The organism is Desulfuromonadaceae bacterium (genome assembly GCA_019429445.1).
Lineage (GTDB): Bacteria > Desulfobacterota > Desulfuromonadia > Desulfuromonadales > JAHYIW01 > JAHYIW01.
Genome location: JAHYIW010000039.1, coordinates 1 through 21,516 on the forward strand (window position 1 = coordinate 1; position 21,516 = coordinate 21,516).

Consider the following 21,516-nt stretch of genomic DNA (forward strand, 5'->3'; position numbering starts at 1 on the left):
AGGGTCACCGAGGCGCCGAGGGTGATGCTCGTCAACGGCGAAACCTCGGCGCTGGCGCCGCTGGTGTTGGCAGAGGCAGTGATCGCCGTGGCCAGGCTGTAACTGTCCGGGCCGTTGGAGGTGGCGATCACGGTGAAGCTGTTGACGAGCTGGGTGTCAGCCCCGGCGTAGGCGATCGACTGCTGTGGGCCGGGCTCGATGCCCGGCGGTGAGGGGACCAGGGCGACGGTGACCGTGACGGTCGAACTGGACGTCTGGGTCGTCGTGCCATCGTAGTACGACATGGTCGCCCGGTTGACGATCTGGGTGTTGGCTGCCACCGCCGCCAGGGTCTGGCCGGCGGACAGGGCGAGCAGGCCGAGGGCCAGCAGCAGGCTGACGAGAATTCGGCTGGTAAGTTGCATGTTGCCTCCGTTGGGCTGTTCAGTTCAGCCGGCTTCGACCGGACGGCAGCTGCCGCCCGGTCGGGCCGGATCAGTCGATGGTGACCTGATAGATAATGGTCAGGGTGTCGATCCATTCTTTGCCTGCTGTTGTGCAAGCGGCCACTGTCAGGCTGGTGCCGTCACTGCAGTACGGCAGGGTGCCGCCGGCGGCGTTGGTGGCGGTGTTGCCGAGGAAAAAGGTCAGATCGCTGCCGGCCGCGCTGCCCGTGGCCTCGCCGTAGCCGGTTTCCACCAGATCGAGGGGCTGGGTCTCGCCGTCGTTCGCCGCGGTGACATTTACCGTGTTGTCGGCGTTGTCGGTAATCACGGCGAATGCGTTGCCGGAGTCGTAGGCATCGGCGACCAGGCTGGTGTAGGCCGGCACGGCGTCGGTCACCACCACTTGAGTGGCGATCCCGCCGGTGTTGGCGACCGTTACCCGGTATTCGAGGACATCGCCCGGATTGCCGCTGGCGGTCGTCGCGCCGAAAGTACCACCGGCGTTCACGTTACGGACATCCTTGCGGATGGTCAGGCCGACGCCTTCGAAATTGACGGTACAGGCTATGGTTTCCGCGCCGTCGCCGCTGTCAGTGGCGGTGAGGGTGTAGGCAACACTGCCGGTGGTGGCGGTGGCACTGGCGGTGACGCTGATTTTCACCAGCACCATTTCGCCGATCACCAGGCCGATGACGCTGTTGTTAAAAGCCGGAACGGTGCCGCTGCCGACGGCGACATTGGCGCCGTTGATGCTGATGTCGGTCACCGGCAGGGCGGCGAGGGTCAGTGAACCCTGGGCTTCGGCGGTGGTGCTGCCCTCATCATTGTGTTCGACGGCGCCTGCGTTGGCGTGTACGGCGGCAGTGCCGGTAGTAACGTTCGTGACGCGGTAGGCAATGCCGTCGATGACAGCGATATCGTTGACTGCGAAGCCGGCCAGGGCGCCACCGGGGAAGTACAGGGTGTCGGTTCCGCTGAAACCGACCACCACGGCCGCGCCGAGTTCGTGATCCGCAGGATCGGTCGCCAGCAGAGTGAAACCGTCAGTCCCATTGTAGGTGTAGTACTGATGGCTGACCGCGACGTTGCCGGCAGTGGTCGGGGTGTTGCCGATCACCAGGCCGTAGAAGTCATTGCCGTTGGCCGTAGCGGTCAGGGCGAACAGCGACTCGAAGGTCGTGCCGGAGGCGACCATGTAGGTGCCCGTGGTGTCCGGGCAGGTCAGCGCAGCGCCGCCTTCATCGCCTGTGGTTGCCGTCGGTGGGCCCGAAGCGAGCAACGGACTGGCGACCAGGTTGACGGTGACGATGGAGGAGGCCGTGGCGGTAAAGCTTGTCAATCCGCCGGCATCCTGGTAGTCGACCTGGACGACATTGAGAATGGTGGTGTCGGCGGTGGTGTTGGCCAGGGCCGCCAGAGGGAAGACCAGGACCGCCAGGGTCGCCAGGGCGACGACGGCCAGGCGGTGTGGACGGCATGTCGAAATGCGTCGGTTCATACAGGTTCTCCTTTGCGTGTTGCGTGTCGGTTTTGGTAACGGCAATGGCTGTTCTTCGACAAATGGGTCCCGGGGCTGACCCCGGTTCGGGCTGGCCGGGGTTCTGATCCGCTGCGGGTGACTTCTGTCCATGGTGTTCTCCTTAATGATCTATGCGGGTGTCTCTCTACTGGGTGCGAACCTGGAAAGTGAGCAGGCCGGATTCACCGGCGGCAATCGCCGGCAGGATCCAGCGGATATGGGTGTACAGGTCGGGGGTGGCCACCTGGCGCTGGCGGGTGCCGTCCGCCCGGCTGACCTCGTAGGTCAGCAGCGTCGGCGCCTGGTAGGTTGTGCCGCCGTCGATGGAGAAGGTGGCGCCGGCGGCCGGAACGGCGCTGCCGGCGATATAGACGGTCCCCTGCGGGAGCGGATCGACGATTACGACGTTGGTCGCGCTTTCATCGCCGGAGTTGGCATAGCTGATGGTGTAGATGAGGGTTTCGCCGGGGAAAATCTCGCTCGCCTCAACGATCTTTTTCACCTGTTTTCCGTCCTCCTCGACGACGATCTCCTTTTGCGCCGTGATGGCGATGTCGATCTGCGGCGCCGCCCAGGCCGTCAGCGGCAGGGCCAGCAGGGCCAGGATGAGGAGGAGCTTGCGCGTTGTTTTGACTGGTCTGATCATAAAAATTCCTTTCGTTGCTGCGGCGCGAAGCGTCGCGTTTATTTGACGATGACCTTGTACTGGAGCGAAATGCTGCCGCCCGGGTTGAGCGTGCCGTTCATCGGGATCCGCCAGTTGGTGACCTTGTCGTCATGGCCGTCGCCGCGGTCGACCGGGGTGTAGGTCCACGCTTCGCCGCCGTTTTCGGAGGAGTATTCGGGTGTCCCCAGGCTCAAGTCGGAGACGTCGGGCGCCGCTGTGGTGTCGGTGAAGACAAACGGTTCTGCGGACGGAACGGTGTCGTCGAAGTCGAGCTTGAAGGCCGCGTAGGGGCTCAGCCGGTCCTTGAGGACAACACTGGTGGCGAGGCCGTTGCCGGTATTGTGGATCTGCACGGTGTAGACGATGGTGTCGCCGGGGCTGGCGTTGGCCAGGTTAGCCGATTTGAGGATGGTCAGCAGCGGCGCGCCGATGGCTACGGACGCGCTGGCGGTCGGTGAAGGAACGCTGTCGATGACGGCCCGCGCAATATTGACGACCTGGCGATTGGCGATATCGGCGGCGGTGACCCTGTAGCTCCCCGTGCAGACCAGGGTTTCACCGTCGTCGAGATAGGCATCGTTGTTGCCGACGGTGGTCAGGGCCGGGCAGGCGACCTCGGCGATGCGGTTGTCGGTGACAGTGACCGGGCCGATCAGGCTGGCGCCGCCGGCGTTGGTGACCGCGTAGCTGTAGGTGAGGGTGTCACCCTCCTCGTTGAACAGCGCTTCGACGGCGCTCTTGACCAGGGTCAGATCGGAGGTGGCGTAGGTGGCGGTAGACTCCCCGCTGACGTAGGATGTACCGTCATAAACGCCGGTGGCGTAGGCCGTGTTCGAGTGGGTGCCGGCCTGGGCGGTGATCGGCCCGACAACGCAGGTTGCAACGTGGTCGTCGTCGTGGGCATCGGCCACCGGCAGGACGAGGGGCCAGGTGCAGGTCGCTGTACTGACCAGGGGATCGCTGAGGGCAATGTCGCTCAGCGCGGTGTCGCCGATGTTCTCGACGATAAAGTGGTAGTAGACATCAGCGCCCGTCGGCACGATCAATCCTGAGCCCCAGGGGCCGTCGGCGCCCGGTCCGATCTGCTTGAGCAGGGAGAGGTCCGAGGTTGGTTCCTCGACCAGCAGGACGGCGTAGGCGGTATCGGCTCCAAACGGATAATCGGTCCCCAGCACGGCATCATCGAGGAGATGGCTCACCGCGCCGCTGGTATTTTCAAAGTAACCGGCAGTGGCCGATTCGACATCGACCGATACCACGCAGACGCCTCCGGCAACAAGGGTGCCGCCACTAAAAGAGATCTCGCCGCTTCCGGCGACCGGAGTGTAGACCGGGGCACCGCACCCGCTGGTGGTCGCCACGGGCGGGTCGGCAACCACCACATCATCGGGCGCGTCTCCCGGGAATTCGTCGCTGAACGCCACGCCGACCATGGCGTGGTCCGGGTTCGGGTTGGTCACCGTGAAGGTCAGGGTCGACAAGCCGTTGAAAGCCGTTGTGAAAATCTGGCTCGGAGAAAAAGTCTTCTCGATGGTCGGCGGCAGTAGCGCCGTCAGGGTGGCCCGGGCGATGCCGGTGGCGGGGTCGGTGTTGGCGCCGCTGTAGAGAGAGGTGACATAGCCGCTGACGTTGTCGTAGAGACCGGACACGCTGGTGGTGACATTGACCGCAACCTGACAGCTGCCGCCATTGGCGAGGCTGCCGCCCGTCAGGCGAATGCCGGTCGCGCCCGCCGCTAGGTTGGCGCCCGCCGCATCTGTCAGGCTGCCCCCGCAGGTGTTGGACGTTGTCAGGGGGGAGGCGACTTGCAGATTCGCCGGGAGCTCGTCGGTAAACGCCACGCCGCTCAACGGCTGGCCGTCGTCAGCCGGATCGGTGATGGTGAAGGTCAGGGTCGAGGCGCCGCCGACAGCGATGGTCGCCGGGACAAACTCTTTTGCGATGGTTGGCGGGTCGGTATCGATAAAGGCGCAGCCCTTGATGACCACATCATCGAGATAGAGCGCGGCGATGGCGACATCGTTGGTCTTGGCGTAATAGCCCTGCACGGCGAATGACGTTTCCGGACGGTAGTTGCTCGCAGCTGGCCGGGTGTAGGCATCGAAAGTGGTACGCAAGCCCGTGTCGTCGGGCGCGAGGAGGCTGCCGTTGCGCCAGAGGCGCAGATTGTTGTTGGTGCCGGTCCAGTTGCCGTTGGCGTTGATCCTGGCCCGCAGCTCGATGAAAATGCCGCCGTAATTGGAGCTGTCGACATCGAACCTGAAGTGGGTGTTGCCCAATGTTGGTGCGCCCTGGGCCGTGATGTTCCAGCCGCTGCCGCTCCAGGCGTTTGGCGAACTGACCGATTGGGCTGTGGTGATCGTGTTGCCGCCGGTACCGCCCGACAGGAAGAAGCTGGCGCTCGCGAAGTCGACATCCTCAGCCTTGAATGAAAAGTTGTTGTCTGCCGGAATCGGCTGGCCGGCGGTTAAGTTGTCGAAGTTCCACGAGGCCAGGATGATTTCTTCTCCCGGACATGAGGACGGCGGCATGGGCCGGGGGATCGTCGTGTCATCGACTGTCAGGCTGGCGACGGCCGAGGTCGTGAAGTCGGCGATCGACAGGTCGGCGGTGTTCTCGTAGGTTCCCTCGAGATCGGCGGTCACCTGGAGGATGATCGAGCAGCTGCCGTAGCCGGGGACGCTGGCACCGGTCAGTGCCAGGCCGGTGGCACCCGCCGCCAGATTGTTGCCGTTGGCGTCGAGCAGGTCGCCGCCGCAGGTATTGGTCACAACCAGGGGGTCGGCCACGGCCATCACACCCCCGGCCGGGGTCACGACGACCGACGTCAGGTCGTCCGTGACATCGATCCCGCTCACCGTACCGCTGTTGGGGTTGGTCAGGGTCAGGCTCAGGGTTGAAACCCCTCCGGAGGTGATGGTGCCAGGCGAGAAGCGTTTATTGATGGTCACCAGTTCGGGATCGACGAGGAACACGTTGCGCGCGCCACTGGCGTAGTCCGAGTTGTAGTGATAGCTCGCCCCGGACAGATCGTAAATCAGCGAATAGATCGGCTGGGCACTGGCGACAACATCGATGATTTTCACCTGGTAGGTGATCGTCATGGAGCCGCCGATCTTGCCGCTGTCGTTGCACGCCATGTAGTTGGGGTCGTTGGGGTCGTCTTCCCAGTAGCAGGCGTCGGCGTACAGCTGGTCGTGAGGCGAGGAGACGTTAGTAGTGGTGTCGGCGGTATAGGTGGTGTTGACCGAGAGCACCTGGAAAATGGTGTTGGGCAGGGTCGAGAAGGTCTCCAGCTGTTCGTAACCACCCGGCGCGGTATAGCTGCTCATGCGGATGTAGTAAGTTTCACCCTTGATCAGGCTGAAGCTGCCGCCGACCGGCATCGAGGCCAGGTTGCTCAGGGATGTGCCGTATTCAAGGTTGATGATGCCGTTGCGCCCCTGGGAGACGAGTTTCTTGACGTACAACTCGCGGGGGCGCGGGGTGGTCAGACCGCCGGCGCTGATGTAGTAGCCGCGGGCGGTTTCAAAGGCGGCGCTGGTCCTTTGCACCGCGACCTCGAAATAGGCGTCGGCGCAGCCGCCGGCAGGGATGTCGATGCGAACCGGGTTGGGGGAGCTGTCGGTCAGCTCAATGTAAGGGTTGGCGGTTTCCCAGAAGAGGGTGACGGGAAAGCCGGTTTCGACCGTTGTACTGCAGACGCGCGCGCCGACCGGGAAGCGGTTGGGCCCGGCCATCGGCGAGTTGCTGTCGAGACCGATGACGTTCCAGGTGATCGGTTCGATCGAAGTGATGGCGGCGCTGGCTTGCCCGGGCCCGAACAGGACCGCACCGTGCAAAACGACTCCGACCAGAGATGCAAGCAGCGTTTTTTTGATGAACTGCCGGGCTGCACGTTTCGTTGCCAAGAGCATTTAAGTAGACCCCCCCCGTTTTACCAGGGACTGTTGTCTTCGTTGTCTTGAAAAAACGGCAACCCGACGATAGTTGGTGAAATATTAGTCAACTATAACAAAATAAAAGTTTAATGTAAAGATAATAATGTGTGGTTTGAGAAATTGTTTTCTGCGCCTGTCAACCTAAAAAGGCCCCGCCGTAGTTCCGGCGGGGCCTTTTTAGATGGTGTTTTGAAACAACCCGGCTTATTCGCAGAGGTCAATCTTGATATCCCAGCTCTTGATGCGCATGGTGCCGTTGGTGGCGAGGTTCTGCTGCATTTTGAAGGCGCGGTCAAACAGTTGCGGCTCGTGGCCGATCCCTTTTGCCAAGCATTCTTTCGTGGCCATTTCAAGGTAATCATTAAGAATCGGCTTGTACTCGGGGTGGCCGCACTTCTCGATGATGAGCTTGGCGCGCTCTTTTGGGGCGACGCCACGCAGGTCGGCAAGACCCTGCTCGGTGACCAGTACGTCGAGGTCGTGTTCGGTATGATCAATGTGCGGTGCTTTTGGCACAACGCAGGTAATGCCCAACGGATCGGTTTTGCTCGGGCGGGTCGACGGGGTGTGCATGATCTTCAGGAAGCCGTTGCGCAGATAGTCACCGGAGCCGCCGAGGCCGTTAATCATCCGGGTGCCGCCAACCAGGGTGGAGTTGGCGTGTGCGTAAATGTCGAATTCGACCGGGGTGTTCATGGCGATAACACCAAGACGACGGATCGGCTCTGGGGCATTGGAAATCGACAGCGGGCGCAGGATACACTTGCCGAAGTACTTGTCCCAGTTGTCGAAGAAGCGCGGGAAGCCCGGGCTCTCGGAGAGCGACAAGGAGCAGGCTGAGGCGAAGTTGAGGTTGCCGCCGTCAAAGAAGTCGAGCATGGTGTCCTGCAGAACCTCGGTGTAGACCGACAGATTGGAGAAGGGGCCCTTGGCCAGGCCACCGACAACTGCGTTGGCAATAGAGCCGACACCTGACTGCAACGGCAGCAGGTTTTCCGGCAGACGACCGCGTTTCACTTCGTGGGCGAAAAATTCCATGATGTGTCCAGCGATAGCTTCGGAAGTGTCGTCCATGTCGGCAAAAGCACGACCTTTGTCACGGCGTTTGGATTCAACCACCGCGATAACTTTTTCGGTATCGCAAGGGACATAGGGTGAGCCGATGCGGGTATGGGCTTCGGTAATCAGGAAAGGCGCCCGATGCGGCGGTTTCTGTTGCATGTGAATGTCGTGAATGCCTTCAAAAGAGGGCTGCCCGGTGTTGACTTCGAGAATGATCTTGTCGCACAGGCCAATGGCTTCGGCAACGATACCGCAGGAGCTGGTCAGTGCCAGGCCACCGTCTTCGGTAATCGCAGAAACTTCGAAAATGCCGATGTCGTAGCGGCCGTTTTCGGTATAGAAGCCATAACTGATATCCTGGGCAAAGTGACCAAGGTGTTTGTCGCCCATGCGGATACGACCGGCATTGATGCCGGCGGCGATGTTCTTGCCGGTCTGGTAGGGCCAGCGGCGGTCGATCATGTCGAGGGTTGCCCAGCGATCTTCAGTTTCCGCACCAACCGAGGCGCCGATGAAAAGATTGAATTTCCACTTGCCTTGCAGATTGTTAGCCTCAACATAGTCAGCCAGAGCAATCGGGACTGCTTTGGGGTAGCCTGCGGGAGTAAACCCGGACCAGACCAAGTTTTGCCCCGGAGTAAAAAACTCAATACAGTCTTCTGCGGATCTTACTTTGTTGAGCAAGGACTTGCGGCGTACACGACTCTCAAGTGTTCCGAACTCGGACATTCTCTCTCCTCCTGTAACGGGAATCAGTGGCGCAACATGCACCAGTTAAAGTGCTGTTAAAACAGCTCTATGATCAACGAAATGGTGTCTAAGATGCTAAAATATAAAGATTAAAAAAAACGTAAGGGGGTTTTGTCAACCCTTTCAACGAATCAATCGCCCGGGTTTAAAATAACAGCGTTTCTTATATACTGGTGAAGTTTGGCAAGTCAAGGGAAAACGTGGCCAAGAGGTGCTAAATTATCACTTCTGGTAAAATGTGTCCTGCTGCTTATCAGCGCCGGGTAGTGAGCATTTATAACCTCAACGTATCTGCTCAACACCGGGTCGGGAATCCTAAGTCAAAGGACGCGATTGTTTCCCGTTGGATCACCCCTGACCGCTTGTTGTCGCCGTCCATAGCGACAAACACTCCTGCCACAAGATCCCCGATCCTGTGCGAAGGACAGCAGCTCAATAGCTGAATAGTTACACCTCGATGTCAGCTTTTTTGATCGAGCAACTTATTGGCTTTTGCGAAATAGGTGCTGGTCGGAAACTCTTCTACCAGCTGGGTAAGAATTTGCCGTGCATTTTCCGTTTGTCCCGCAGCCAGATAGGCGCGGCCAAGAAAAAAGAAGGCTTCGTCACGATAATAGTAATCGGGAAACCGGGTAAGGATATTTTCCAGACGCTGGATCGCCGGTTGGTAGTGTTTGCGTTGCAGATAAAATCTGCCGACATACACTTCGTGGTCGGCCAATCGGGTTCTGGCGCGCAAAGCCAGTTGAGCCGCCTGGGCCACATTGGGGTCGTTGGGGTACTTGCGGATAAAATCCTCAAAGGTGTTCAGGGCGTTGCGGGTATTGGTCTGATCGCGATCACGCGAAAGGATCTGGCGGTAGTAGCTTTGACCGAGGCGAAAGAGCACTGTGGAAGTACGAAAATCATTAGGATAACGGCGCAGAAATGCGCTGTAGCTGGTCGCTGCTTCCGGATAACGTTCGGCCAGATAGTAGGTCTCGGCAATCTTGAGTTCTGCCAGCATGCTCAACTCAGGAGTAAAATAGGTATCGCGTACCTGCTCCCAGGCCGCGATGGCGTCTTCCCATAAACCGCGTTCATGAAGGCGCTCTGCCGATTGAAATAGTTTTTGCGCGTTCTGTTCCGGTGTTGGCCGGGAGCTGCTGCAGCCAGCCAGCAAAGCAATAAGTGTTAAAATGATACTAAGTTTAAGAAAACGAGCCATACTGCAGAACTCCTTGGGTAGCAGGAACGGATTACCCAGCAACCTACGGAATCCCTCGATTTTTGTCAATGATCTTGGTAACCGAGGAAGACGGCAGGTGTTAGCTCCATCTGTTTGTTGACAGGGTCTTCTTCCTTATTGATAATGACGCGAATTTTATCTACTGTCGGAATAGATGTTTGCTTATGAAGGTTTTTTACATCGGACTGTTTGGTGGGTTCGGTTGTGTCTTGCGTTATCTGCTGACTCTCTGGGTTCAGCAACTGGCCGGGCGCAACTTCCCTTACGGAACCTTGATTGTCAATGTGTCGGGGTCGTTTCTGCTCGGGCTACTGCTTACCATGGGGGTGCGCCAGTTTCCCGTTTCCCCGGATATACGTCTGGGTTTGACGGTCGGCTTTCTGGGCGGCTTTACCACCTTTTCGACCTTCTCCTATCAGACCCTGGTGTTGCTGGAAGAGGGGAGTTACTGGTCGGCAGGTGCCAATGTCCTGTTCAATGTAACCTTGTGTCTCGCGGCTGCTTTTGCCGGCATACTAGTTGCCCGTCAGCTTGCCTGAGATGTGGAGGCCGCCCTGTTGATGAAACAAACTGCATGCCAGTATGGCAGTTTGAGCCGGATGATCCCCTGGAGCCATGACCTCCTTGCCGAGGTTGTTGGCCCCGGCGATCTTGCTGTTGACCTCACCGCCGGGCGCGGCCAGGATACTCTGGCCCTGTGGCGGATGGTCGGTGAAAAAGGTCAGGTCGTCGCTTTTGATGTGCAGCGGGTGGCGCTGGAGCAAACGCAACAACGCTTGCTTGCTGCCGGTGCCAGGGTGCGGATGATGGATCATAGCAGCGTGCCCCTGCCGGCCCAATCAGGCGTTGATCTCCTTAACTGCTGCCATAGCCGCTATGCTGAAGCGGTACCCAGGGCAGCAACAGCAATTATTGCCAACCTGGGGTATTTGCCTGGAGGTGACCAGCAACTGATCACCCGATCCGATACGACCCTCGCGGCCCTGGGGCAGGCCCTTGGAGGGCTGGTCGGGGGTGGTAGGATGGCTGTCGTGGTTTATCCCGGGCACCCTGGAGGTGAAGACGAGGCGGCTGCCGTTGCTTGCTTCTTTTCGACCCTCAACAGCAACAACTACAATGTATTACAGTTGCATTTGGCTAACCGCCGGCTGGCTCCCGGCCTTTTTGTCGCAGAAAAAAGAAGCGCAACCCGGAGGGGAGCATGTTGACACGTTTGCTACTGCTGATCGTTATTGGCACTTTTAGCTTGGGCGGTTGCGCTGCGACTAAAACAGCGCCTTCGCAGTCAAACCTCGACCGCGCAGCAGCCGCCCCGACAAATTACCCAGCCAGTCAGACTGACGACGATTTTTCTAACGCCGAACCCGGCAAGGGTTTTGATGATGACTGGGATGCGGACTTTGATGACTGGGATGCTCCTGTCAAGCTGATTGCTGACCCCTTTGAGTCTGTTAACCGGGGCGTGTTCTGGGTTAATGACAAGCTTTATTTTTATCTGTTCAAGCCTGTAGCCCGTGGTTATGGAGCGATCGTTCCGCGTCCGGCACGGGTTTCCGTGAGTAATTTTTTCAACAATGTGTCTACTCCGATACGTGTCGCCAACGCCTTGTTGCAGCTCAACTTGACTAATGTCGGCACAGAAACCTATCGCTTTATCGTCAATAGCACCATCGGCGTTGGTGGATTGTTTGATCCGGCAACCAGTGTGGCAGAGGTTCGTCGGGTTCCTGCGGATTTTGGCCAGACCCTCGGGAAGTACGGTTTCGGCCATGGATTTTATCTGGTATTGCCCGTCGTCGGGCCATCCAGTTTGCGCGATGGAACCGGTACCTTTGTTGATTCTTTTGCGGGTCCTGTCCGCTATGCCGGGCTCGCCACGGAAGATATCATTCTCATCCGGGTAGTGGATTCTACCAATCGTCTGTCCCTCGATCGTGATACCTATGAGGGGATAAAGCGTGATGCCATCGACCCGTATTTGTTTATCCGCACAGCTTACGCCCAACGGCGACTGGCACAAATTGGTGATCCGGTTTATAATCTCAATATCTTGCAGGCGCCGATTTTTGACGGTGAAATTTTTAACCCCTTGGAATGGTTTAACTTATGGCAAAGATAAAAAACTGGATAATTTTTACCCTACTGCTTGTCATGGCGGCACCGGTTCATGCTCAGCCGGATCCGCTTAATTCTGTTGAGTCGATGGTCAACTCAATCCTGGAGATTCTCGATCACCCCGAGATGAGTCTGAGTGAAAAAAAAGAACGGGTCAGGGGCCGCGCCCAGAGATTCCTGAGTATCGATTCCATGTCGCAGCGCACCCTCGGTACCTACTGGAATGATGCCACCCAGGAACAGCGTGAGCATTTTGTCTATTTGTTTACCCGGATTCTGGAGGATACTTACCTGAATCGGATAGATGATTATAGCGGTGGAACCGTCAGGTATCTGCAGCAGCGTGTTAAAGATGATCGCGCCATCGTTGATACCCTGGTTGTCGCTGATGAACTTGAACTGCCGGTGCAGTACCGCATGGTTTACGAACAGCAGAACTGGCGGGTCTTTGATATCGTTATTGATGGCGTCAGCCTGATCATGAACTACCGCGCCAGTTATGGTGAAATCATCCGCCGCCAGGGCTATGACGGTCTCTTCCGTCTCATGGAAGAACGGGTCACGGGCATGTCGACGGGTTGATCTTAAGGATGCTCCACGCTTATAACTGTTAAACGCAAGGCACAATCCAGGTTTTTGGGTTGTGCCTTCTGCTGTTTTAATTGGCGCTCGCTACGCTTCGAATTCTCTCTTGATGTAACTGTTCAGCACCGGATCTTCGGATCCTATGTCAAGGGACGCGATTGTTTCCCGTTGGGTCATCCCTGACCGCTTGTTGTCGCCGTCCATGGCGACAAACACCCTTGCCACAGGAGCCCCGACCCTGCGCAAGGATAGTGCTGAATAGTTACCTCTTGATTTTATAAAAAAAACGCCGACCAGATGGTCGACGTATTTTTTAATGGTCGGAGCGAGAGGATTCGCCTACTACGTCACCCGCATCCGGCGGGTTCCTGCGTAGGCTCCCCTGCGCTCGCTGACGCGGCCGTCCATGGCCGCTTTTCTGACATCAAGTCAGCGCTCGCTACGCTTCGAATCCTCTCTCATGCTATAAAAAAAAACGCCGACCAGATGGTCGACGTATTTTTTAATGGTCGGAGCGAGAGGATTCGAACCTCCGACATCCTGGTCCCAAACCAGGCGCGCTACCAGACTGCGCTACGCTCCGAGGGCGATACAGGTAACACGGTGACAACAATAATTCAATCTTTTTTTGGCGGAGGCACAATATTAATCCGGCCCTTCTTGCGGTGAGGGTGAGTTGAGTACGCAACCGCTTGATAACGGCAGTAAATGCAGTAAGCTTGAAGGTAAATCCGGTGCAGCTTTGCCCCTCAGCGTGGCAGTCACGGACAAGACGGAGGGTATCATGAGCCGGCAGGCGAATTCTCTGCACATTGCCGGTACCGGGGCGGTGGTGCAGGTGGCACGCGCTGTCAGAACTGGGATTGCCTGCCTTGGGATTCTGTTGCTGGCGGGGTGTATCGGCGGCTATGCACGGTACCCGGTCGAGTGCGACTCCGACTATCCCCTCGAGAATGACATTTTTACCAGGGATCACTGGGGGCCTCTTGATGCTATCAGGAATCTCAACCCTTCCGGGAACCCGGTCTGCAAAGATGATTTTTTGCGCGATTGGGGGAAACCGGATGAGATTGTGACCATTTCTGCGGCACAGGAGAAGTGGGTTTATAACAGAAGCGAGTACTGCGGCATTGTTCCGGTATATGTTGTGCCGGTTCCCCTTGTTGTGCCGGTGTGTGACGAATTTGACCACATCACCTTCGAGAATGACCGGGCCGTCCACATCCATTTTCGCAGGGTAACGGGTTCAGGTTGGTCGAACCTGGGTGGGCACCACCTTTTGCGCAGAAGCAGTTGTCCTGATGCATCACGGGTGACACGCGGAGGGCGGGTGCGATTGCCCTTCGGAGGGGTATCTATCCGTCATACGGAAGCTTGTCGCAGCCTGGTCTACAGAGATGGTGCGATATTCTGGACAGATGGATCCGTCAATCAAAAAATCGACCCGCAGACGTACCAGCTACTGGAAAGCATCCCGATTGCCGGCAAACCATACGCCTCCCTCGCTCATGCCAGAGGGCCCGGTGCGGTCTGGCTGGCGGCAGGAGAGGGGGAAAAACCTCTGCTGTCCCGAGTGAATCCGGTCACCGGAGCCGTGCTTGCAACCATCCCTCTGCCACATGGGGTGGACACGATAGCAACGGAGGCAGATGCGGTCTGGGTGCTGGGAAAGCCGACGGCGCGCAGAACACCCGAATCGGCGATCCGGTTGTCGAGGATCGATCCTGTGACCAATCAGCTTGTCGCGACAATTCTCCTGGATGTCCCATTCAAAGGGCGGGATCGAATCATGGCCGTGGCCGGGGACACCGTCTGGATCGCGCCTAAAGGCGACAACCTTGTTACCGTCATTCGCTTCAATCCCTTCCCCTCCTATGAGGTCAGCACGTTTGAGGTCGCCACTTTGGATGAGGAACGGCCAAAGAACTATTACGGGATTCTCGCCCTCGCCGCCACGCCAACGACTCTCCGTGTCATGGTCTTCAAGCAGGAGAAGGGGGGCTTCGACCAGATAGTCTGGCGTGTCGCCCTGCGGGAGTTCTCTGCCGCAACCAGTACCCCGGGTTCTACGACCGATCTGGGTGCAGATTGGGCATCGGATGTTCTCGACAGCGCCGCATTGACGCTGGCGGGTGAGGACGTATGGGTCTGCCTGCCGAGGGGGATCTATGTTTTTCCCAGCGTGTCGGTGCCATAACTGTCCGGCTCCCCTCGGTAAGCACATATCGTCGTTTCCGGCAACCTTCCGGGCACGACCGGCAACCAACTGGATCCTGGTGGGAATCAGGTTTTCTTTGCTGCCAACCTCTTTTTTGGCATGATGCCGCCATGGAGGTGTTCCGGGGTGTGAAGACAACAGATCCGGCGGCAGTTCGTCCGGTCGTGGTGGATAGGGTTTTTCCTCTGGCGTGGAGGTGGTTATGAAAGTCCCGGTCCTGTTCCTGGTCTTCCTGTGTGGCGCGGTTCTGCCTGGTTGCGGTGGCGGCGGGAGCGGGCGCGACGCCATCTCGCCTTTTTATGTCCAGGGGGGTGTCGCTGTGGCCGATCTCGATCTTGACGGGCTGGCCGACCTGGTGGTGGTCCAGACCTATATCGCCGGCCCGCCGCCCCACCCCGGGACTGTCGAGATCCACCGGCAGACGCCTGGTGGAGCTTTTATGCCCCCGGTCAGCTACCCGGTTGGCAGTGATCCCTGGAACCTGGCGGTCGGTGATATCAACGGGGATAGCCTGCCGGATATTGTCGTGGCGAACAGCACCTCGGGAACCGTTTCCCTTCTGCTCCAGGACACTGCCGGTCAGGAACTCTTTCTTGCTGCACGGGAGGTCACTGCGGGCGGGACCCCTTACGCGGTGGCGATCAGCGATATCAATGCCGATGGGGCTGCCGACCTGGTTGTTGCCCTGCAGAACACCGGTGGCGGGGCTACTGTCTTCTATCAGGATCCTGACGCTGCGCCCTCTTTCGACCGGCGCGTCGATCTTGCCAATAACAGCGGCGCCATCGCCGTTACCGTTGCCGACCTGAACCAGGACGGCCTGCCCGACGTGGTCATCAGCGGTGCACAGGTTGCGGTGTTTTTTCAGCACCCCGGCGGCGGCACGTTTGCGGCACCTGTGTTACTTGCTACCGGCATCCGTCCCGCTGCGGTGGCAGTAGCAGACATGGATGACGACGGAATCAACGACTTGGTGGTTGCGCACCGCGGCAACGAGTCGGATGGCAGCGGCGCGACCATCGCCGTGCTGCTGCAATCGCCGGAGCACCCGGGCACCTTTCTGTCGGCGCTGGTTGTCCCCGTTGCTGCCGGCGCCCGGCAGTTGGCTATCGGCCGTCTCGATGCTGACCTGTTACCGGACATCGCGGTGATTTCTATGGTTTACTCAGCGCAGCAGGAGTCGAGGGTAACGGTTGTGCACAACCGGCTGCCCGATGGGTTTGTTGTTTCGCAGGAAATCGCGGGGGCGTTTTCAAGCGATTTCATTGCTCTTGGTGACCTTAACAATGACGGCCTGACCGACCTGGTTATCAACGATGGTCCCCAGGTTTTCTTCCAGCGGGGATCCCCACCCGGCACCTTTGATATGGGAATTCCGCTTCCCTGAGGGCAGGCATGAGGGTGTTGTGTTGGCACCTTGGCTTATAGACGGGAGAAATGGACCGGGCCGACAGCCAAAGGCAGTTTTTTTTGCGGATGATCGCATAACCTCAGTTGTCGACAGACGGTCCTGCGCTGATTTCTGTCCGAAGAGTTTTATTATGAGCTCATTATTGTCGCCGCTGGAGCTGCGCGAAACCTGATCAGGTGCCTTTTTCAGACCGTCATCCGACAGATAGGCATAGCGCTGGGTCACCTTGGTGTCACTGTGACCGAGCAATTTACTCATGTCATCCAGGTTGGCACCGCCCTGTTCCTGTCCATAACACTTTTCAGCATGGTCTTTGACCCGGTCTACCGTTTTTTTTGCAATAAGCCAACACGTGGCTCTTATCTATTCACAAAATCTGTTACCTTTAGAGTGAGCATGCTCGTGTTGAGCATGAAAACTAATACTCAAGTGCCTGTTTACATAGCCCGAGTCTCTGTATTCAGGCTGAACCCATCAAAAAAGAGGTTACTTTATATGCAACAACACGATTTTACCCCCGGTCAGCAGTTTCATGGATTTGTTGTCGACCAGGTTGATGATTTGCCCGATGTCAATGCAACCATGGTGCGCTTGAGCCATGGGAAGACCGGTGCGCGTTTTATGCATCTGGTGCGCGATGATGACAATACGCTGTTCGGTGTCGGCTTTCGCACCCCGCCGGATGATTCGACCGGCGTGGCCCATATCCTTGAACATACGGTGCTGAAGAACACCCCCTCCTTTTCAATAATGCACTAATAAATTATTTTCTCCATCCAAGTCGTCGTTCTATATCGTAATTTTGAGTTTCAGAGCAGTAATATTGGTTAGGGGAAAGCCTGTTGCTTCTTGCCGCTTTCTCGCAGGCTTCTATTGATTTATGCCCACCTTTCCACCCCCTAAGGCCATTTTCGAAATAGAAAAGCTTGATCGTTTCCGCATGAGCAATATTAGACAATATTAAAAATGAGGATAAGGCGACAATACAGGCTGAAGTGGATATTTTAGTAGACATGAAAAACCCTCAGAATCGTCAAAATCAAATTTTTCAGGTGCGATTATTTATAAAATAGTCGACGGCGGTTGCCGTCTACATTGGCGATGGCGTTCAGAGTTGCAGTGTCGATGTCTACTTTGCCTTCAAATTTTTCAAAATCTGACTCGATCTTACCCGTTACTTCCAACACGCTGTCTAGAGCTGTGCGGCTAGGATCCAGGACTAAATTTGAATAGGGGATACGATTGATAGTCTCCATATCCAATATGCGTCGTGCAACCAACAGTTGTGAGTTTGCTGTGTTGGAGGTGGCACGCAAATATTCCACCTTCTCACCGTAATTGGTCATGATAGGGATCATGATCACCGCAGAGTCTATCATCTGATCGATCTGTGACCAAGTTGCTTTCTCCAATCGTAGAGCCTCTCCGCCTGCTTTGAAATCACGGTAGGCATCCCGAAATCGGGATTGCATGTCATCAAAGCTATCAACCTTGTCTACGGCATAAAGAGACATAACGATTCCGTGTTCAACTAGAGAAAACTGAGGGAAAACTATTTTAATTTGCTCCCATGGTTTAATTTTCCCGACACTAAAATCGCGCAGTTCCATAATGAGATCAAGCCAGGGTTTAGTCGCTGCTATGGGGCGGGTGATGTAGGCGACCCTTCCCAAATTTAAATCAAAACCAGCCAATTGATCACCAAACTCCGAATCTTTGTCTAGAATCGACAGGATTTCATTTGCGGACTGTTGGGCAGTAACAAAATTGGCTTGAAAATAGAACCATCCTGGGGCTCCCAACAGAACGAGAATTGCTGCTATTGTAATTGTCCATGTCTTCATGCTTTTTTTCATACCGCTACGCATTATCATACTCGAGCCTTGACGATTGGTTAATGGATCTATTATCGATTTTTATGGTCATCCTTTAACTTTAACTTGGGGCGTGGATTTATATTTTTTTAGGTGACATTTCAATCTTGTCTATTATCGAACCTAATATGATGTCCACCAATTTCACATAATCGATGGCATTTTTTTCACCAAGGTTTGATATGTTGATTTCATCCATAGTCAAAGTAAAGCTACGTTCCCCGAATAGCCTTGAACTGATTCTCACTTGGCCGCTACCAAGTAAAAAATCTTCGACAATGAAAAGTTTTTTTGATTTCTTGTCGAACTTTCTAGGGGATGTTTTTTTCTCAAAATTTTTTAATATGGTAGCTAAGTTGCTACCCTTTAGACCATGTTCATAGTTGATGTGTGGATCATGGATATGAAGTTTATGAAGGGTTACTCTGTCGCTGAATATTGAGCGTAGACTGATCACCACATTCACCCGATCCAGGTAAACACTTGGCTCTGAAATAAAACCTTGCGGACGCCCGACATGAAGTCCTTCAACAGTTACAACTCCATTCAAAAGGGAAATATTCGCATTATCTACCTTAACCAGCACACCTAGATACTCCGATCCCAAAGTTTCAATGATTTGCGGAACACTCACATGAAGGCGATGCCAAACAAAACCTAGAGTGGCACCAACTGTTAGGATGATCACAATCGTTAGTGCGAGTAAGACCTTTTTAATTTTATGAGTAATTATCATGTCATTTTCTGGCAAAAAATGGAATTGTGCGGGTTGGAGCGTTATCCGGTGCGCGTTTTATGCATCTGGTAAAGTAACGTTATCGAGTTCCGCCAACTGAGGGTGTTTTGTGGCTTCGGGCCAACTCAGGGGCAACCCACAGATTCCACCGGAAAAAGAGGCAGTTGGATGACGGGAGACGCGGTCGGGTGGTGACGATGGTCGGCAAACAGCACAGAGCTCTTTGGTGTGACACCCTTTTTTTGAAAAGGAGGCGATGGGGTAGAACTTTTTATAGTCCATCACGCACCGGGATAAAGATTGCGTCGAGCCGTCTCTGGGCTTCATTGGCAAGGTTTGTAATGATAATCTCCTGTCTGTTATTAATTGCCGAAATAAGTTCGTCTTTTTGTTCATGTATTGCAGAAAGGATGTCTTCTTTGAAATTATCCCGAGAAAAAGCCTCATCAATTTCCAAAGCTACTTTGTCAACGATCAACCATGTTTTTAAACCAGCAATCCCAACACAGATAATAGCTACAGGACCGGCAGGTGAGCAGATTGCACTGGCTATTCCTGCTGCAGCTAATGCACCGCCCCCCTTTTTCGCAAGAGCTTTGCCAACCATAGTGCCCACTGCTTGAAAGCTCTTTTTTGACGCGATTTTTGATAATGTTGCCGCAGCAACCTTTTTCGATAAAGCTACGGTTGCGACGCCAGTTGACGAACCTGCAACTCCGGCTGTCCCGGCCCTCCATTGATCGCGCCTGAGAAGTTCATCGATGTGTGGTAAGTACAATGCTTTTGCGACACAGGCATTCTCCGTGGCTTCATTTTCTAAATGAAATTTTAAGCCTTGTGCCAGGTTTTCCATGCTAGCTATGGATTGATTCGTGATACGACGATCTATGACCTCTAAGCGATCTGCAAACCGGGTGTTCTCAAATAAATGTTCAGCTATCTTTCCCTCCAAATACTTTGCAAAGCCGCCGGTTACGGCATATCCCAAGCGGAGGTATTCTGCTATGATTGTATAGTAATCGTCTAAAAAAGAATCGACAGCAGTCTCAATATCATCAAACAATTCTTGAACATAGTTTTCTGTCGATGAAAATGCTTTCGACTGGGCTTCCTCTCGACCCGTTGCGATTATAGACCCAAGCGTCAGATGTGCATCGTTTATGTTCTCATGAAATTCCTTACAAGGATCGACTTGGGGAATGATTTCCAGAGCGTAGTTGCTAAAATTTTTGAAATCAATGGTGGAAATTTTTTGGGAAATCAACACATAGGGGATAGCGAGTACCAAAATCGTGATCAGGTAGGTTTTAGAGAGAGTACTTTTACCAAGTAACGATTCCGTACGAAGTTGGCGTTGCTCAATCAGGGATAAGACACCCATCAAAAAACTTGTCATTAAATAGGAAAAAAACCCCCAGGTTATGAGGATGAAGGCCCAACCCGCGAGCCGCCATTCTGTTCCTGGCAGATTTGGGATAACTTGTTGTGCCAATGCCCACTTGCTTTGATCAATGACGGCCAGAATACCTACCAGCCAGGCAAGCCACGAGCAACTGACTGTTTGACTAGATGTTTCGAATGTTTGCTGAATAACTTCATGCCACGCAGTAAATCTCCAGTCTTGAGAGCCGACAATAAAAAAATCTGCTCCGAAAAACAATAATGATAAAATGACCATATTCGTCAGCCATAAAGGCCAGACTCGAATAATGACACCACTGGATTCTTCTCGAAACTGACTTGCCGAAATACGTTTAAATGTGAGGTACAAAGCCGCAACAATGGCAGTGTCGATAAGTAAGATAATCCAGTAGATTAGAGGGAAGGAAATAACGAAGGCGATCAGGAGTGTCGCAAATGCCAGTGCCAACCCCAATAATAATGACGAACCGAAATGACCACGCCAGAACCAGCGCCTAAATTGACTGCTTTCAAGGGTTGCCCCTGATAGCAATAATCGTCGTTTGAATAAATAAGATTCCCGAAGTTGTAGCCAGAAAGGATAAGAGATTATCGCAACGGGAATCAGTATCGCCCAGCAGGGCGCTGCTCGGCACACCTGGACTGACAAAAGAAAAACAAAGACCCCGAGAACAAGCCAGAACATCGTCGAAAAAAATTGTTGAGTATAGTTCATTGCGTCCCCTCGGGTAGCTAAATTAGATTTTTAGCTGTTGGACACTTTTTGCTGCCGTGTTTTTAGAAAATAATTTCAGATTCCAGCACCTATGCTTGTTAGTATACCCATCGATACAGCTGCGAAAATTAAAAGTATAATAGCCGCTGGTATCGTCGCGATTGCCCATTTGATCATAAAGAAAACCATAGATGAAAATGGCATTTGAATATCGGTGACAATAACTTCTTATTTTTGCATGATTGACTCCTCGTGCTTCTATAGGTGTGGCTCGTAAATTTGCAAAAGTCCGGTTCAATGGACAGAAGAGAAAATATTCTCACAGTGAATCACAAACAAAAACCGCCGGTCAGCAATAAGCCGAGATCGACGGTTAGATCTTCTTGTGTGGTGTAGTTTTCATTTTGTCGTCCAATCGTGTTTTTCGAACTATACACATCCCATCTGAAAAATTTCTGACTGGAGAGGCCTAAATGAGAAAAAACGTAATTGTTTGTGAAAAATAATATTTTACCCACTTGTTGAATTTTCCTCAAAAATGAGCCTTTGAACCAGATCATTGATCAATGCACCCCCGATAACGTACACAGCGATGCATCTGTAGCGGTGGAGCCAAGGCGGGGCTGGTCAGTCGGAGAAGGTCAGCTTCAGCTTCAAGCCGTGCCGGTGGGTCAACGCTTCGAAGTACTACCGTGAGAGATTCCTTGTCATAGCGACTGTTCGTTGCTCGTAGCGGCTTTCTATTTCGTTCAATTTCAACCTCATCACGGCGTCAATGTCGATGAGGTTGCCGTTTTGATCGAGTGGTTGATAGGAAGGATGCGTGACCCGAACCGTCTTGATTTGGC

General features: G+C 54.7%; 16 protein-coding genes and 1 tRNA gene. 7 read left to right on the forward strand and 10 right to left on the reverse strand.

The genetic code is table 11. The features are described from left to right. The 6 genes from K0A93_12630 to K0A93_12655 all read right to left on the reverse strand — a co-directional run. Positions 1–404: hypothetical protein (locus K0A93_12630; GenBank protein ID MBW6512936.1), on the reverse strand; the 404-nt coding region annotated here is incomplete at its 3' end. 70 nt (positions 405–474) lie between these two features. Next, the gene (locus K0A93_12635; GenBank protein MBW6512937.1) at positions 475–1,923 is read right to left on the reverse strand and encodes a hypothetical protein; all 1,449 of its coding nucleotides are present in this window, start codon (positions 1,921–1,923) and stop codon (positions 475–477) included. Between the two features lie 166 nt (positions 1,924–2,089). After that, positions 2,090–2,590, reverse strand: a complete 501-nt coding sequence (locus K0A93_12640; GenBank protein MBW6512938.1) for a DUF11 domain-containing protein — start codon at positions 2,588–2,590, stop codon at positions 2,090–2,092. Between the two features lie 38 nt (positions 2,591–2,628). Then, positions 2,629–6,528: a DUF11 domain-containing protein gene (locus tag K0A93_12645; GenBank protein MBW6512939.1), complete on the reverse strand. Its 3,900-nt coding sequence runs from the start codon at positions 6,526–6,528 to the stop codon at positions 2,629–2,631. A 228-nt stretch (positions 6,529–6,756) separates the two neighbouring features. Beyond that, the gene (locus K0A93_12650) at positions 6,757–8,343 is read right to left on the reverse strand and encodes an acetyl-CoA hydrolase/transferase family protein (GenBank protein ID MBW6512940.1); all 1,587 of its coding nucleotides are present in this window, start codon (positions 8,341–8,343) and stop codon (positions 6,757–6,759) included. 481 nt (positions 8,344–8,824) lie between these two features. Further along, the gene (locus tag K0A93_12655) at positions 8,825–9,571 is read right to left on the reverse strand and encodes an outer membrane protein assembly factor BamD (protein ID MBW6512941.1); all 747 of its coding nucleotides are present in this window, start codon (positions 9,569–9,571) and stop codon (positions 8,825–8,827) included. A 185-nt stretch (positions 9,572–9,756) separates the two neighbouring features. Here K0A93_12655 and crcB point away from each other — a divergent pair, with 185 nt between their 5' ends. Genes crcB through K0A93_12675 form a run of 4 tightly spaced genes read left to right on the forward strand, consistent with a single transcriptional unit; the run spans position 9,757 to position 12,289 of the window. Then, complete coding sequence (gene crcB / locus K0A93_12660; protein MBW6512942.1) at positions 9,757–10,131, forward strand: fluoride efflux transporter CrcB; 375 nt, start codon at positions 9,757–9,759, stop codon at positions 10,129–10,131. A 21-nt stretch (positions 10,132–10,152) separates the two neighbouring features. Continuing rightward, positions 10,153–10,800 carry a methyltransferase domain-containing protein gene (locus tag K0A93_12665; protein ID MBW6512943.1) on the forward strand — a complete coding sequence of 216 codons (648 nt, stop codon included), beginning with the start codon at positions 10,153–10,155 and terminating at the stop codon, positions 10,798–10,800. After that, on the forward strand, positions 10,794–11,711 hold the full coding sequence (locus K0A93_12670; protein ID MBW6512944.1) for a VacJ family lipoprotein: 918 nt from the start codon (positions 10,794–10,796) through the stop codon (positions 11,709–11,711). Before K0A93_12665 ends, K0A93_12670 begins: the two co-directional genes overlap by 7 nt. Continuing rightward, the gene (locus tag K0A93_12675; protein MBW6512945.1) at positions 11,699–12,289 is read left to right on the forward strand and encodes an ABC transporter substrate-binding protein; all 591 of its coding nucleotides are present in this window, start codon (positions 11,699–11,701) and stop codon (positions 12,287–12,289) included. Before K0A93_12670 ends, K0A93_12675 begins: the two co-directional genes overlap by 13 nt. A gap of 509 nt (positions 12,290–12,798) precedes the next feature. Here K0A93_12675 and K0A93_12680 read toward each other — a convergent pair. Continuing rightward, a tRNA-Pro gene (locus K0A93_12680) sits at positions 12,799–12,875 on the reverse strand. Positions 12,876–13,076: 201 nt separating this feature from the next. On the opposite strand from K0A93_12680, the gene K0A93_12685 reads away from it, so the two are divergent. The 3 genes from K0A93_12685 to K0A93_12695 all read left to right on the forward strand — a co-directional run bounded on the left by K0A93_12685 (position 13,077) and on the right by K0A93_12695 (position 16,680). Further along, a complete protein-coding gene (locus tag K0A93_12685; GenBank protein MBW6512946.1) occupies positions 13,077–14,489 on the forward strand; it encodes a hypothetical protein in 1,413 nt (470 codons plus the stop codon). A gap of 223 nt (positions 14,490–14,712) precedes the next feature. Beyond that, the gene (locus K0A93_12690; GenBank protein MBW6512947.1) at positions 14,713–15,897 is read left to right on the forward strand and encodes a VCBS repeat-containing protein; all 1,185 of its coding nucleotides are present in this window, start codon (positions 14,713–14,715) and stop codon (positions 15,895–15,897) included. Positions 15,898–16,416: 519 nt separating this feature from the next. Beyond that, the gene (locus K0A93_12695) at positions 16,417–16,680 is read left to right on the forward strand and encodes a hypothetical protein (protein MBW6512948.1); all 264 of its coding nucleotides are present in this window, start codon (positions 16,417–16,419) and stop codon (positions 16,678–16,680) included. Positions 16,681–16,979: 299 nt separating this feature from the next. On the opposite strand, the gene K0A93_12700 is transcribed toward K0A93_12695, so the two are convergent. From K0A93_12700 to K0A93_12710, 3 genes are all read right to left on the reverse strand, one after another. Further along, on the reverse strand, positions 16,980–17,789 hold the full coding sequence (locus K0A93_12700; protein MBW6512949.1) for a hypothetical protein: 810 nt from the start codon (positions 17,787–17,789) through the stop codon (positions 16,980–16,982). Between the two features lie 85 nt (positions 17,790–17,874). Then, positions 17,875–18,531 (reverse strand): hypothetical protein, encoded by a 657-nt coding sequence (locus K0A93_12705; GenBank protein MBW6512950.1) that lies wholly within the window; start codon positions 18,529–18,531, stop codon positions 17,875–17,877. Between the two features lie 271 nt (positions 18,532–18,802). Beyond that, entirely contained in the window at positions 18,803–20,668 is a 1,866-nt protein-coding gene (locus K0A93_12710) for a hypothetical protein (GenBank protein ID MBW6512951.1), read from the reverse strand. Between the last annotated feature and the right edge of the window lie 848 nt (positions 20,669–21,516).

Coding starts and splice junctions, on each gene's coding strand:
- K0A93_12635 (MBW6512937.1), bottom strand. CDS start 1,923: ATGAACCGACGCATTTCGACATGCCGTCCACACCGCCTGGCCGTCGTC.
- K0A93_12640 (MBW6512938.1), bottom strand. CDS start 2,590: ATGATCAGACCAGTCAAAACAACGCGCAAGCTCCTCCTCATCCTGGCC.
- K0A93_12645 (MBW6512939.1), bottom strand. CDS start 6,528: ATGCTCTTGGCAACGAAACGTGCAGCCCGGCAGTTCATCAAAAAAACG.
- K0A93_12650 (MBW6512940.1), bottom strand. CDS start 8,343: ATGTCCGAGTTCGGAACACTTGAGAGTCGTGTACGCCGCAAGTCCTTG.
- K0A93_12655 (MBW6512941.1), bottom strand. CDS start 9,571: ATGGCTCGTTTTCTTAAACTTAGTATCATTTTAACACTTATTGCTTTG.
- crcB (MBW6512942.1), top strand. CDS start 9,757: ATGAAGGTTTTTTACATCGGACTGTTTGGTGGGTTCGGTTGTGTCTTG.
- K0A93_12665 (MBW6512943.1), top strand. CDS start 10,153: ATGAAACAAACTGCATGCCAGTATGGCAGTTTGAGCCGGATGATCCCC.
- K0A93_12670 (MBW6512944.1), top strand. CDS start 10,794: ATGTTGACACGTTTGCTACTGCTGATCGTTATTGGCACTTTTAGCTTG.
- K0A93_12675 (MBW6512945.1), top strand. CDS start 11,699: ATGGCAAAGATAAAAAACTGGATAATTTTTACCCTACTGCTTGTCATG.
- K0A93_12685 (MBW6512946.1), top strand. CDS start 13,077: ATGAGCCGGCAGGCGAATTCTCTGCACATTGCCGGTACCGGGGCGGTG.
- K0A93_12690 (MBW6512947.1), top strand. CDS start 14,713: ATGAAAGTCCCGGTCCTGTTCCTGGTCTTCCTGTGTGGCGCGGTTCTG.
- K0A93_12695 (MBW6512948.1), top strand. CDS start 16,417: ATGCAACAACACGATTTTACCCCCGGTCAGCAGTTTCATGGATTTGTT.
- K0A93_12700 (MBW6512949.1), bottom strand. CDS start 17,789: ATGCGTAGCGGTATGAAAAAAAGCATGAAGACATGGACAATTACAATA.
- K0A93_12705 (MBW6512950.1), bottom strand. CDS start 18,531: ATGATAATTACTCATAAAATTAAAAAGGTCTTACTCGCACTAACGATT.
- K0A93_12710 (MBW6512951.1), bottom strand. CDS start 20,668: ATGAACTATACTCAACAATTTTTTTCGACGATGTTCTGGCTTGTTCTC.